General features: G+C 50.0%; 11 protein-coding genes and 1 other RNA gene. 5 read left to right on the forward strand and 7 right to left on the reverse strand.

What is annotated here, in order from left to right; genetic code table 11:
* Positions 1 to 200: 200 nt before the first annotated feature.
* Positions 201 to 2,039 (reverse strand): acetate--CoA ligase, encoded by a 1,839-nt coding sequence (gene acs, locus EPA93_RS42755; protein ID WP_207229348.1) that lies wholly within the window; start codon positions 2,037 to 2,039, stop codon positions 201 to 203.
* 938 nt (positions 2,040 to 2,977) lie between these two features.
* Here acs and EPA93_RS42760 point away from each other — a divergent pair.
* The 4 genes from EPA93_RS42760 (at position 2,978) to EPA93_RS42775 (ending at position 7,063) form a co-directional block, all read left to right on the forward strand.
* Positions 2,978 to 4,126, forward strand: coding sequence for an extracellular solute-binding protein (locus EPA93_RS42760; protein ID WP_165423773.1), 1,149 nt, complete (start codon positions 2,978 to 2,980; stop codon positions 4,124 to 4,126).
* 101 nt (positions 4,127 to 4,227) lie between these two features.
* Positions 4,228 to 5,118 carry an ABC transporter permease gene (locus EPA93_RS42765; RefSeq protein ID WP_129893412.1) on the forward strand — a complete coding sequence of 297 codons (891 nt, stop codon included), beginning with the start codon at positions 4,228 to 4,230 and terminating at the stop codon, positions 5,116 to 5,118.
* Complete coding sequence (locus EPA93_RS42770) at positions 5,115 to 6,002, forward strand: ABC transporter permease (protein ID WP_207229349.1); 888 nt, start codon at positions 5,115 to 5,117, stop codon at positions 6,000 to 6,002. The genes EPA93_RS42765 and EPA93_RS42770 overlap by 4 nt, the downstream gene beginning before the upstream one ends.
* 26 nt (positions 6,003 to 6,028) lie before the next feature.
* Positions 6,029 to 7,063 (forward strand): ABC transporter ATP-binding protein, encoded by a 1,035-nt coding sequence (locus EPA93_RS42775; RefSeq protein WP_129893413.1) that lies wholly within the window; start codon positions 6,029 to 6,031, stop codon positions 7,061 to 7,063.
* A gap of 90 nt (positions 7,064 to 7,153) precedes the next feature.
* Here EPA93_RS42775 and EPA93_RS42780 read toward each other — a convergent pair whose 3' ends face one another.
* From EPA93_RS42780 to EPA93_RS42805, 6 genes are all read right to left on the reverse strand, one after another.
* Positions 7,154 to 8,182 (reverse strand): pyridoxamine 5'-phosphate oxidase family protein, encoded by a 1,029-nt coding sequence (locus EPA93_RS42780; RefSeq protein ID WP_129893414.1) that lies wholly within the window; start codon positions 8,180 to 8,182, stop codon positions 7,154 to 7,156.
* Positions 8,157 to 9,176, reverse strand: a complete 1,020-nt coding sequence (locus EPA93_RS42785; protein WP_129893415.1) for a heme NO-binding domain-containing protein — start codon at positions 9,174 to 9,176, stop codon at positions 8,157 to 8,159. The genes EPA93_RS42780 and EPA93_RS42785 overlap by 26 nt, the downstream gene beginning before the upstream one ends.
* Positions 9,177 to 9,944: 768 nt before the next feature.
* Positions 9,945 to 10,376 (reverse strand): TIGR03667 family PPOX class F420-dependent oxidoreductase, encoded by a 432-nt coding sequence (locus EPA93_RS42790; protein WP_129893416.1) that lies wholly within the window; start codon positions 10,374 to 10,376, stop codon positions 9,945 to 9,947.
* Between the two features lie 212 nt (positions 10,377 to 10,588).
* A complete protein-coding gene (locus EPA93_RS42795) occupies positions 10,589 to 11,338 on the reverse strand; it encodes a YdcF family protein (protein WP_165423774.1) in 750 nt (249 codons plus the stop codon).
* Between the two features lie 192 nt (positions 11,339 to 11,530).
* Positions 11,531 to 11,904: a transfer-messenger RNA gene (ssrA, locus tag EPA93_RS42800) on the reverse strand.
* A gap of 242 nt (positions 11,905 to 12,146) precedes the next feature.
* Positions 12,147 to 12,530: a thioesterase family protein gene (locus EPA93_RS42805; protein WP_129893418.1), complete on the reverse strand. Its 384-nt coding sequence runs from the start codon at positions 12,528 to 12,530 to the stop codon at positions 12,147 to 12,149.
* Between the two features lie 234 nt (positions 12,531 to 12,764).
* Here EPA93_RS42805 and EPA93_RS42810 point away from each other — a divergent pair, with 234 nt between their 5' ends.
* Complete coding sequence (locus tag EPA93_RS42810) at positions 12,765 to 13,529, forward strand: glycerophosphodiester phosphodiesterase (protein WP_242527546.1); 765 nt, start codon at positions 12,765 to 12,767, stop codon at positions 13,527 to 13,529.
* Positions 13,530 to 13,720 lie beyond the last annotated feature (191 nt).

Consider the following 13,720-nt stretch of genomic DNA (forward strand, 5'->3'; position numbering starts at 1 on the left):
GCGCTCGGCTTAATTTTAAGCCGGCCTACCCAATGTGGCGCGAGGAGCGAAATAGCTGATAATGGGAAAGCATCGATTAAAGACGAGGTAGCAGCCTTGCTATTTCCTAGCCTTTTCTTACTTGGGTGGGTGTTCTATGCTGAGCTGTGGAAAGGTAGATTATACAATCTGCCTCTCCACTTGTGGGATATATTAAGCTGTTAAGCATCAAGCGTGCTGACATCACCGACAGGCTGGCCGAGCTCCTTGGCGCGGATGACGCGGCGCATGATCTTGCCCGAGCGCGTCTTGGGCAGGCTGGGGACAAATTCCAGCTCCTCGGGAACTGCCAGCGCGCCTACGCTGGCTCGCACGTGCTTCTTGAGCTCAGCGATCATGGCCTCGGAGGCCTCGTTGCCTTGCTTGAGGATCACAAAGACCTTGACATGCTCACCCTTGACCGGATCGGGCTTGCCGATGGCGGCTGCCTCGGCCACCGCTGGATGGCTGACCAGGCTTGACTCGATCTCCATGGAACCCAGACGATGGCCGCTGACCTTGATCACATCATCGACACGGCCCTGCACCCGGATGTAGCCCAGATCATCTCTTGTCGCGGCATCGCCAGCAAAGTAGACGTCGGGAATGGTCTCCCAGTAGGAGCGATAGCGCGCCGGATCGCCATAGATGGTACGCATCTGCGCTGGCCAGGGATGGCGCACGATCAGGAAGCCCCCTTTGCCCACCGGTACCGGCTTGCCGTTGCTATCGACAATATCGGCCTCAATGGTGGGCAGGGGCCGGGTGGCGCTGCCGGGCTTGAGGGGCTGGCGGATGGTGGGACTGATCAGGATCATGCCCGTCTCGGTCTGCCACCAGGTATCCATGACGGGCAGGCTATCGTGGCCGATGTTGTGGCGATACCACATCCAGGCTTCTGGATTGATTGGCTCGCCCACCGTGCCCAGCAAGCGCAGGCTGGAGAGATCATGCTTGGCTGGCCACTGCTCCCCAAAGCGCATCAAGCCGCGAATGGCGGTTGGGGAGGTGTAGAGAATGCTCACCTTGTACTTCTCCACCACGCTCCAATATCGATCGGGCTCGGGATAGGTAGGAGTGCTTTCAAAAAGGACCCCAGTTGCTCCGTTGGCAAGAGGACCGTAGACGATATAGCTGTGGCCGGTGACCCAGCCGATATCGGCGGTACACCAGTAGATATCGTCGGGTTTGAGATCAAAGACGAACTTGGTGGTGGTATAGACGCCCACCGCGTAGCCAGCCTGCACATGCACCACGCCCTTGGGCTTGCCCGTCGAGCCGGAGGTGTAGAGAATGTAGAGCAGATCCTCGCTCTCCATCGGTTCGCAGGGCACTACCGTGTCCTCGGGGATCGTGGCGAGCAGTTCATCGAGATAGTGGTCGCGTCCTGCCTGCATGGGCACCTCTTGCCCCAAGCGGCGGACCACTACAGCTGTCTCGATTGTCGGACTCTGGCTCATAGCCTCGTCGGCAATCTTCTTGAGCTCGATGAGCTTGCCGGCCCGATAGTTGCCATCGGCAGTGATGAGGACCTTGGCCTGGGCATCGATGATACGCTCGCTCAACGCGTTCGCCGCAAAGCCGCCAAAGATCACGGTATGCACAGCTCCTAGACGTGCCACCGCCAGCAAGGCGGCCACCTGCTCAGGGATGGCGGGCATGTAAATAGCGACGCGATCGCCCTTCTTGACGCCAAGGTTCTGCAGGGCTTTGGCCAGGCGATTGGTGAGCACATAGAGGTCCTCGTAGGTCAGCGTGCGGCTCTCTCCCCCGTCGCCTTCCCAGTAGAAGGCCACCTTGTGCCGGGTGGGGGTCTGCATGTGGCGATCAAGACAGTTGTAGACGATATTGAACTTGCCGCCCACGAACCACTGGAAGAAGGGCTTGTCCTTCCACTGGAAGGTTGTCTGCCAGGGCTGGAACCAGTGGAGTTCGCGGGCCATATCCTCCCAGAACTCAAAGCGATGGGAGAGCGACCACTGATAGAAGGCCTCGTAGTCCTCAAAGCCTTTGGAGCGCATATAGGCCGTGAGGTTGGCCTGCTCTACCTGCTCCTTGGAAGGGGGAAAATACGTTCCTCAGTTAAAATGCTATCGGTATTTTCGAAACTGAGGTTACTGCTCATGCTTGTTTGTCCTCCTAATCTGGCAACATACATGTGTTGATAATGTGTATGCGGATAATGAGGTATTGACCATCGGCATAGAAGAAGTCCGTTCCGGAGCCTGCTTTTAAGGACCTCTCTGCAAGTGGTATATACATTATAACAGATAAGCCTTTTAATGCCTATCCTACCGAAGTAGGGTGTTTAGGGCTTTCCTGAGCGCCTAAAATGAGGATTCCTGAAAGCCCTGGACAGAACCAAGGCAAAGAACAGCTCGTAAGCAAGCAAGAATATTCTGGTTTTTCATTCTATCCTGCTCTTTAGAGAGTAAAAATGAATGTAGGAAAGCTCTAAATAAACGTGACCTTTGAGTCTTAAGAAGCATAGTATAAATTGTGAATAGAGTGTAACCAGGAGGGGCAGAGAATAAGACTTAAAATAGAGTGAGCTTGACAGTCAAATCTTGCACAAGCTATACTTGCTGTAAAGTAATCGGTTACCTTCGTCGCCAGCAGCATCGAACTAGAGTATTTGCCATCTTTTATCTGCAAACCAGGTTCGCTTTAAGCATATTAACTGAAAAAGTGAGCGCGGCAGAGCATTATAATTTTGGCGAGAAATCGGTAACTCTTCCAAACAAACAGGAGCGTATTTACTGAAGGAGCTGGCTGTAAGTTCTTCGTATGAAAGAAGTTTATGCCGGGCTTCGCTATTACAGTATTTAACGCGAATCCCATTGTAGCAAAAGAGGAAGGAGGAGAGCAAAGACACAGTAATATTTACGAGGATTCGGTTGCTTTGACAGTGGATTTAATTGCTGTGCTAGTAAATAAAGAAGCAAGGAGAAGCCACGCCATGAAACCCTTTCAAATAAGGCCTATTTTAGTTGCTATGGTAGCAACGATCTTAGCTGCAATGACGTTTGCCGGGTGTGGTGGTGCTACTAATAACGGCGGGAGTACCCAGGCGACGACTCTCACCGTCTATGCCAGTGGTGACGTCAATGTCCAACATCTATGGCAGAACACGTTGATTCCTGGCTTTGAGAAAGCCAATCCGAACATTAAGGTAAAGCTCATCTTTGCCGAACATGGCACGATTGACCAGACGACTCTGGCGCGCATGAGCGCAGCTGTTGCGGCGCATAAAGAGCCAGGCATGGATCTGATCGAATCAGGTATAATTACGCAGGCAGCTACAGCCAATCTGTTACAGGAAGTAACGCCTCAGCAAGTGCCCTTGATGAACCGGGTAGATCCTGCGTTGCTGCAGCAAGTGAACAATATGGCTGTGCCTTATCGTGCATCCTGTGTTGTGCTTGCTTACAATTCGCAATATGTCTCTAATCCTCCCAAAAACCTCAAGGATTTAGTTGCCTGGATTCATGCCCATCCAGGGAAATTTACCTATAACTCGCCAAGTAGCGGCGGCTCTGGCCAGGCATTTGTACGTGAGATGCTCAATACGCATATTTCCGCAAGCGATATGAAGACCTTTATAACAGGGTATGATACCTCGCTTGAGAGCCAGTGGAAGCCGGGCTTTGATGACCTGCGAACTCTTAACAAAGATATCTATCGCAACGGCTTATATCCCAACGGCAATGCCGCAGTCTTGCAATTATTAGGGAATGGTTCTATCTGGGTGGCCCCGGTCTGGTCCGACATGGCCATTAGCTATCAAGAACAACACCTGCTGCCCGATGCCGTAAAGTTAACCCAGCTGGACCCTCCGTTTAGTGGCGGACCTGCCTATCTCGCTGTCCCGCGCAATGCTCCCCACGCCAAAGAAGCTTTCAAGTTGATGAACTGGATTCTGGGCTCAGATGTGCAGGCAACTGTTATTAAAGAGATGAACGGCTTTCCTGGCGTTCAGTGGTCGTATGTGCCAAAGGATGTACAGGAGAAGTTCGCAGACATCGCGCGCTCCTATAGTCAAGGTTATTCGGCTAAGTTTAATGCTGATGTAAATAAGCAGTGGCAAGCACAAGTAGCCGGTGGCTAGCATTCTGGCATTGCTCGGCAGGCTAGCTAGCTTAGCAGTTATGAGCTGGCTAGCTTGCCAGAGACGCAGAACAACCAATAACAATAGAGGTGTGATGTATTATGCAGAAAAGCCGCCTTATCCCACTACTGATAGCCTTGCTTCCAGTTATTGTAGTGGCAATATTTGTAGGCATTCCGGCGCTTATGGCCCTGGCCTATTCCTTAGGCTTTATTGGTGGACCCAATGCTGCCATAGCGCTACTGGATCAGCATCTTGTAACGCCTGAACAGGGCCTGACACTAAAAGTCTACCAGGATCTTTTGCGGGATCGTTCCTTTCTCCAGAACTTCTGGGCGACGATCTGGGTGACAATAGCCTCAGTCGCCTTGATTCTTGTTGTCAGTTGGGGACTGGCCCTCTATATTCGCTTCTCGCATGGCTGGTTTCCCCATATTATCTCTTCAATTTACCTGGTACCGCTATTCATACCAGTAGTCATTGCCTCATATGCGATTGTCACCTTCTGGAACGCTAATGGCTACGTGAGCGCATTAGTTGCCAGGCTTGGAATGCATTTTCCGGGCTTTGGCTATACGCTTTTTGGCGTAGTGATTGGGCAACTGTGGGTAAATCTGCCCTTTGCGATTTTAATGATTGTCTCAGGCCTGCAGGCAGTTCCCGATGCCTTGATTGAGGCTGCGCGCGACGTAGGCGCTCCGATGTCAAGGATTTTACTGCGTGTCATCCTGCCGCTAAATATTCTTCCCACGGTCATTACCGGAACATTTACAGGTATTGGCGTGTTGGGAAGCTTCACAGTTCCGTATATTATTGGCCCGACAGCACCATCTTTGCTTGGTGTAGCAATGGCTAGCTATTTTCAGGCCTACAATGCCCCACAGCAAGCCATTGCCATGGCGGTAATCGTCTTTATCCTGGCGGCTGCGTTAGGCATTGTGTATGTGCGGGCAAATGTTGTCAGTGATCGGAAAGCAGGTACATTGCAATGAGCATCGTAGATATGAAAAGTGTGGGAACGCAGGAAGCCATCAAATTGCCCTCGCCCAGCAGAGTTCCGCTTAGCCCTGCTCACCTGCTAAAAGGTGCTGGCTTAGCAGCCCTCCTGATTGCGTTGGGGCTCTTCATTTTGGGACCCTTGATCACCTTATTTCTCTGGGCTTTTGCCAAAGAATGGTTTTATCCAGCCCTTTTGCCGCATTCGTGGACATTCTCGTGGTGGCAACAAATCCTTCTCAATGAAGAGATAGGCCACTCAATTATCCTCAGCTTTATTGTTGCACCGATTGTGACCCTTGTCTCAGCGGCAATCTGCTTGCCGGCTGCCTACGTCTTTGCGCGCTACGAGTTTCCCGGACGCAGAACGTTTCTGGTTTCGCTCTTTGCTACAAATGCCTTTCCCAAAATGGGGCTCTACATTACCATGGCCGGGCTGCTCTATGCCTTTAACTTGATGGATACCTTCTGGGGCGTCGTACTCGTACAATTGTTGAGTACAATTGTCATCATGACCTGGATTCCCTCGGCCGCCTTTGCCTCCGTTCCCAGGCAGTTGGAGGAAGCTGCCCGTGACGTTGGCGCGAGCCTGTGGACTACCTTTTGGAAAGTAACTCTGCCGATGGCCTTGCCTGGTATTCTTGTGGCCTTGATACTAGCCTTCCTGGCCTCCCTGGATGAGGCGCAGGGCACATTTCTAGTTGGCTCCCCCGACTATATTACGATGCCGGTCCAGATGTATACATTAGTAAGCAATTATCCCCAGCAGGCTGCGGCGGTCTTTTCCATTGTCCTGAGTCTTCCCTCATTTATACTGCTGCTCCTGGTTCGACGCTATATTATTGGCGGCTCGCTTGCGGCTGGATTTCGTTTGCACTAACTTGAGGAAAAGGAAACAAGAACTTTATGGCAAAGCTTGTACTCGATGGAATCGTAAAACACCTGGGCGGCAAGCTTGTGGTGAATAAGCTCAATCTAGAGGTAGCTTCAGGAGAACTTGTGTGTTTGCTAGGAGCTTCTGGGTGTGGTAAAACGACGACTTTGCGTATGATTGCCGGGTTTTTGACGCCCGATGGCGGAGAAATTCTGCTTGACGAAAAGCCGATCAGCCGTATCCCGCCAGAACGCCGTCCAACGGCCATGGTATTCCAGCAATATGCCCTCTGGCCCCATATGGATGTATTTCATAATGTCGCCTTTGGCCTACAGTTGCGCAAATTGTCTAAGCAAGTCATTGAGAAGCGTGTACGGGAGGCTTTGGGACTTGTACGCCTGGAAGAGTATGCACGCTCCTATCCTGCCAGACTTTCAGGCGGTCAGCAGCAGCGCGTGGCCCTGGCGCGGGCAATTGTGCTGGAGCCGAAACTTCTTCTGCTGGATGAGCCTCTGAGCAACCTGGATTCAAAGCTGCGCATTGAGGTGCGGGAAGAGATTCGCGAGATTCAGCAACGTGTAGGAATTACTACGATCTTTGTCACGCACGATCAGGACGAGGCCTTATCTATTTCGGATCGCGTTGCCGTGATGCTGGATGGCCATCTTGAGCAATATGAGCCGCCCGATAAGCTTTACCGCTATCCGCGAACAACGTATGTGGCCGGTTTTGTTGGCTCTATGAATTTATTGCATGGAGCCACGCGGGCAGGTAGGGTTGTCATTGGCGACATAGATGTACCCTGTACATGGCAATCTGCGCAGGTAGAGGGTGAGGTAGATATTGCGGTGCGTCCTGAAGATGTGCGCCTGGTCCAGGAGGGAGGCGTCGAGGCCCGTGTTAAACAGCGTATGCAGCGTGGCCATTATCAGGAGTTGATCCTGGATGTACCCTGGGGCAATCTGCGCACGTTTGTTTCTAATGATGCTGAGGTGGGAGCACAAGTACAATATGTGTTCCAGCGCGCTTTAATCTATCAGGACGGCGTGCTTGTGCAAGGAGCATAGGGGCCCCCGATGATGTATAGAGGACTGTCCGCGCGTTGGCTTTGAGTAGCGCGCGGACAGCCTGCAGATCTTCTGCATGGATTGAAATGCTTAGTTTGATCGGCGCTGACCGCTGGCCTGTATTTTGTGATGAAGGGAGGCGCGCGCACACTCATAGGCAAGTGGTATGCGCCAATCACCGGTTTGCCCTTCAATGTGCTCGATAGCCAGGGCGAGCACGCGTTGTGCGCCCAGGCAACGTTCCTGCAGATCTTCTGAAAGTTCTTGCAGATCGTGTACAGTCGCTGTACCCGAGAAACAGACAGCTAATTGGCTGCTATAGCTGGGTACCGTAATCGCGGCTTTCCCCGTTTCCAGAATGTTACCGATCGCCTCGAAGGCACCGTTGCCCGTGTAGTCTGGTAGCAGTATACGTCCCTTCGGATAATTGCTATCGGGAGGGAGCGATACCAGGAAGCCTACCTTGCCTCCTCGATGATTGATGCCGCAGTTTCCCTGTCTATCCGTTGTACATAAGTAACAGAGTACAGACTGATCAAGAAATGTGCGTAGCGCTTCTGAGAGATGATTATGGGCAAGCAGATACGGTAGATTCCAGGCGGGCGCTGACTGGACCGCTGTGAGACCTGCTATCTTTGTACGAATGTATTTGGAACAATGAAAAAACGCCTGCGTAACCTGTATCCGCAGCCAGAATCTTTTTGGCGTTGGGAGAGGTTGTGACGTAGACGAAGAGAAAATGAGATCAGCCTTTCCATGAACACACAGGCGGGTGCGGGTAGTATGGCACATAAAGAACAGTGCGATTTGCGCATTTTGCCCTTTCCGCTGCGTGTGATAGATCCTCTCGATAAGAGAGAAGGCAGCCTGGCGATAATCGAGAGCTATAAAGCAGGTTTGCTTATCTACAGTCTGAACAAAACCTGGCAGGCCCAGTACGAGCAAGGTACCCAGATGTTGATCTGAGCTATGTCCACCAATGACACATACTGTTTGTTGCGCGATAAAACGTTGGGCTTCTTCCGAAAGGTAAGGGAGTTTTTTCTTATCGAAGTCTGTTCCCTGCTCATGTGTTCTCCAACGTGTACGCGCTTCACTCTGGCCTGTAGTCAGTAGCATAAGCCTGGTTCCTTCCCTCTCTTGCTGGTGAGTTCTGACTTAAGTTGAGTAGCGGGCGTATGACATAATGGGGTTCTGTCTGCCTTGGATATTCAGTTGGAGGTAGCCTTTCAGCCTGCGGCATATTTCTTCCAGCTAAAGGATGATCATTAACTGTGGGAGCTTTCCAATAACGGCGATGAATCAGATCATCTGAGGGCTGATTCACCGTGCTACTTATCAGGCCTACGTACTGTAACTGCTGTAAGCCTTCTAAAAGGCGGTAGGGCCGCAGATACTGCTGTGGAACGCGTCGCTGCTGCAATATTCTTTGTAGATCTGCCAGCGTAACGCCATCTCTATCGGGCAGGATTTGTAATAAGAGATCTCCTAATTCCCGTTTCATCTGTTGGCGCTCTTGCTGTCGCGTATCTAGCTGGTCATTCCCTTTGCCATTGGTAAGCGGGGTGAAGCGTACCTCAAAGCGACAGGTTGCAGCTCCGTGCCTCATACAGGTGCGTTCGATAACATGGGCCTGCTCGCCATAGCGAGCGGCGGCCCCTTCGATAGCTCCCATCAGGAGTGGACAAAGCCTGCGATAGCTATCATAAATGAGTATCAATTCATCAGAGGTGCTCGAAACCATCTCGTATCCAAAGAGCGGAGGCTTTAATGCGTCCGGGGTACGCCGCAGCTGCGCATGGGCAGCGCGCATGGTCAATAAGAGATCTTTGGCCGTGTGGATCTGACTGAGCAGATAGGAGCAGAGATGGCCGGTGATCGCGTTGCTGATAAAATAGTGCCCGTAGCCGCGCAGGAGTGTATCAACGGGTTGGCGTGTGAGCTGCGATGCAACTCCTACTCCTGCTAATAACATCTGATCTTCATAAACTCGGTTGGCTAGCGGTGCTGTGGCTGCCGTTTCTCCTATCGCATTTCGATAAGATGCGAGCAGAGATGAGCCAAACTTTTCTCCAAGGAACCTTTCCCAGGTGACAAAAACTAATCCATGCATTATATGATCCTGCCTTTCTTGTGGCCGGCGGAGCTGTGATGGTTTACATCAGGCAGCGTGTACATGCGGATGTTGGGTAGTACAGTCTTTGTCTGAGTAGAGGTGACGCTAAAAATGCGTGTGCATCTCCTGTTAATCAGGTAAAGATGCTGTAGGCTATGCTTCTTGCTGGTTGATGTGTGATGCCAGCCTTTCCTACGTGTGTACTGATGGATAACGTTCATGTGCTCTCCCCCTTAGTAATTGGTAGTTACCTCAGGAGAAAAAGTATATTCTATAAGGCGAACTGATACAAAATTTTAGGTAATAGTGTCTATAACCTATTAAGTAGTAACCAGTACTGAAGTACAGATGAGCTATTAGTCCCCGGTGTAATAAAATGCAATAGTTGCATAAATGTGAGAAAAGTAAAAACAAGTATGAATCTTGACCTATACAATCAATGCGCTGGAATAGTATTTTTAATATCGGGCCTGTGAGGAAGCTTTAGGATCTTCTGTAAATATTGCATGCTTTTGATGAGAAAGAGGATAGAGTGTTATTCGGCTCTTGTTATGCCATACCGCTCTTCGAATGACTAGTAAATAGTTTTAGCAAGCAAAATGCTTTGCTGCCCCAAAACTGCTCTGAATATGAAAAATAAGGCAAAATTCTAGAATATTCTAAAAGTTAGAATATCTAGAGTTCCAATTCTTACTATATTCGATGTGACTGGTCCGCTAGCATCCTATCAGCAAGCTTGAAGAATTAGCTACTTTTGAGGATTTCCTAAAAGCCGCGAATGCTCGACGGACGGATGCGCAAGGTCACCGGATAGAGTTGCGCAAAGTTTTCGGCCGTGCCGAAGGAGCGTTTGATCAATGCCGCATATTTTTCCACGAAGGGTTGATGCTGATGCGCTGGTGGATCGTTACTGAACTCAGCGTTGCCAGTAAGCACGATGATATCTCTCCCCTCTTTAGTTCCATTAAAGTTGAGTGAGACCCGTGGATTAGCGCGTATATGCGCCTCACGTTTAGCATTGATCTTGCTATAAATCAGGATGCTCTGATCTTGCTCATCCCACCAGAACCACACAGGCGCTGGTTGTGGAGTTCCTTTGCTATCTACAACTGTCAGCCAGATAATTATCTCCTCCTGGAGTCGTTGGGCAACCCGCTCTCCAAAGGGAGTGGCCTTATCGGGAAGCTGAAATGGCATTGTATCTTTATCCTTTCATTAATGCATTATTTCCATAACCTGGAAACACCAGAAAGTATGGGTTTCTACGTGATAGAACAGCGAATATCCATGATTTCTTCCAACCTGGCGTATGTTCATGGATTGCCAAAGATAAGCAAGTCTGCATAAGCCGCATAAATCGCATCTACTATCGGTTTTTAGGCAGATGTATCCTCGCTAGTTGGACAGGATTAGAGAAGATCCCCCTTAGCTCTATATTTTTTGATTCGCTCCCTCTCACTTTTTACAAGCTTGCGGTTCTTGGCTGAAAGGAACCAGGTGGCCGGATGCCATTCTTCGGTGTCGGCGTGGTAGTTGATGATCTCGATGTTATGAGCTTGAAAGACTTTCGCGAAGGTCAAATAAGTTCTCAGTTGGTGAAACGGCGAGGTAATAAGTATGATGCGTTGCATATGATATTTTTTGAGGATATTAAGGGTATATTCCGCATTCTCTCGGGTATGCAGAGATTCATCTTCAACAAGAATAACATCTTGCGGGATGTCCATTTTAATAGCCTGGTCTCGTATGTAAGCAGCTCCCAGACTTGTATCGCATATTTTTGCCGCGATAGGAATATAATTTTCTTCAATTCGTTTATTTTTACACGCTGCTTGCAGCTCTTCGAGAGGAACAAGTGTTGCCTTATCTGTAGATTTAGCGCTAAATTTGCCACTTGCAATGAGTATAGGAGCCCAGCCCTTTTTATAGAGATTGGCAGCTGTACGTATTTTACCTTCCAAAAACTTTATATTGCCCCTGGTCCCCGTGAGGACAACGAGAGCATCAGCCTTTCTTAACCTATCTTTTAAGGCAAACTGTTTACCCTTGAGGAAGAATATAAGCCATAAAAGCAGCGGCACCAGTATTGCGCTACCGATCTTTTTTAGAGTATTCTTCGCCTGTATTATATGGAGAGAGCCACGTTTCGAGTTGAGCAATATTTGTACCCCACTCCAAGACAGCTAGGAAGATGAATTAAAAGGGCACTTCTTACGAGATATAGCTTTATGCGAGCCGGTAGCGACTCGCGTTGGTCAGGCCTGAGCTGTCAATAAACTGTCAATTAGCTAAGAGTATAGATGAGAGAAAAAAGAAACCCGCTTGTGAAGCCGATCCACAAGCGGGTTGTGTGGTGGAGATGAGGGAGAGTTGAACTCCCTGTCCAACCGAACTTATCGGAGAATGTACTACAGGTTTAGTCAGCGTTTTTGCATTTCGCTAAGGCCTCCCACTGACAGGATTCCTTAACGCTGGCCCTCTGGTCTTAGACAACGATTAGAAGGCGGTGGTCGTTATCGCACCTCGTGTGTATGACGCTCGCATCCGGCCCCACGAGAAAAAGCCGGGCGAACGACGCTTCACTGGTTATTAGGCAGCGAGAGCGAGTTGAGGTGTTGCTTGTTTATTGGCAACTATTGTTTTGTCGGTTGTTTAACGAGAGTGCATACCGACACCTCGACCTGCAATTCTTCAATCTGTCCGCCTGTCGAAACCCGACATCCCCAGATGAAGAAGTTATCAGGATTTTTATCTCCTGATGGCCTGTATTATATCACACAAGGTGTCGTAGAACAAGTGTCATTCTATTGTGCCAGGGCTATTTAATTTTCCTGTTTTGCCCCACCCACCCGCCCGAGAAGAAGGGAAAATGGGGCACGCCCCATGCCCCGGCAGAGGACTGGCTGTCCTCTGATACCTGTCCCCCGGACAGGATGCTCCTGCTTCTCTAAAAACTAAATAGCCCTGCTATTGTGCTATTGTTTTCGCTAAAAAGCTCTGCAAGTTGACAATAAAGCGCTCGTGTTGTCCCTGACCGATTTTCCGGTACTCGTCATAAGCCTCGACCTTAAACACCAGGCGGCGCCTATCAATTTCTATAAGCTCTGCTGTAGCGCGCACGCGCTGGCCAACAGGAGTGGCAGCCAGGTGTTCTACATCAACACGTGTACCAACCGTAACATCCCCTTCAGGCAACTCTTCAGCGACTGCGTGCCAGGCAGCATTTTCCATTAAGGAAATCATCATTGGTGTGGCAAATACCTCAACGCCTCCGGCTCCCACTGCTGCAGCCGTATTGTTTGGGGTCACAAGAGTAGAGGCCTCACCTTTCATCCCTGGTCTCAAAGCCATAGCAAATTCCTTTCTCGTTGCTGGTGTTGCTATTAGTATAACAAAGCTGGCACCGGCCCTATGCTTATAAGAGAAGTGAGCAGAAATATGGGTAATGATATAATGGGCAACGAAGCAAAGCTATGTTCAGTAGGCGCCATTGCACTTAATAAGAACTGCTCTGCTTACACTATTTTATGGCATGTATGCCTGGATGCGTAAGAAATTAGTATTAGCGAAAGATTAAGAGTTGTGATGATCGCTAGAACACAGTATGTTGCCCACCGTGGTGGAGCTGAGCTTGCTCCTGAAAATACGCTGGCTGCTTTTCAAACAGCCCTGACCTTGCCGGTTGATGCTATCGAGCTTGATGTACATATGACGCGTGATGGTCAGACCCTCGTAATACATGATAATGTGCTGGAGAGATGTACAGATGGGCAGGGAAATATACTCGACTTCGATTTTTCCCATCTACGCTCGCTCAATGCGGCTGCGCACTTCCCGGGTGGCTGGCCCGAGCGCCAGCAGATCCCAACCCTGCGGGAAGTGCTCGACCTGGCGAGAGGACGAGTTCAGGCCTATATCGAGATCAAGCCCAGCAAACATAATGGCGTTGTTGGCCGCTATCCCAACATTGCTGAAACCGTGATCAAAGAGGTGCGCGATGCGGGCATGCTTAACGATGTGCTGGTTATTGCCTTTGATTGGGGCATGCTTGAGCTTGTGAAATCATTGGAGCCGGCGATCCAGGCAGGCGCGCTGGTTGACCTGGAAGTATGGGACCCGCAGGCTGAACATGCGCTGGATACACTCTTCAAGGGAGTCAAGCGGACCGGGTGCAGTTGGATTAATTTAAGCGAACGTCTCTTCACTGAGGATTTGCTTGAGGCTGTTCACTCAAGGGGATATAAGCTGGGTCTCTGGACAGTAGATGTTCTAGAGGATCTACGCCGCTTTGCCGCAGCCGGAGTCGATTCATTGACCAGCGATAGGCCAGACCTCTTTACCAAATTGTAAGTTCGTAAGCCTTGTGACAGTGGGGCCGGTCGTGCGGTTCGTTCACTGCCACAATGGCTGGCTTTATCTTCTTTTGCTGTATAAGCCTGTGTCCATTTTAGCGCGTTATCCGTTCTAAATTAGACAGTTGAGAGGGGTAAAGGTACCAAGGCTCTGTGGGTTTGAATGTACTGTATGCTATAATATGCGCC

It is taken from the genome of Ktedonosporobacter rubrisoli (assembly GCF_004208415.1).
Lineage (GTDB): Bacteria > Chloroflexota > Ktedonobacteria > Ktedonobacterales > Ktedonobacteraceae > Ktedonosporobacter > Ktedonosporobacter rubrisoli.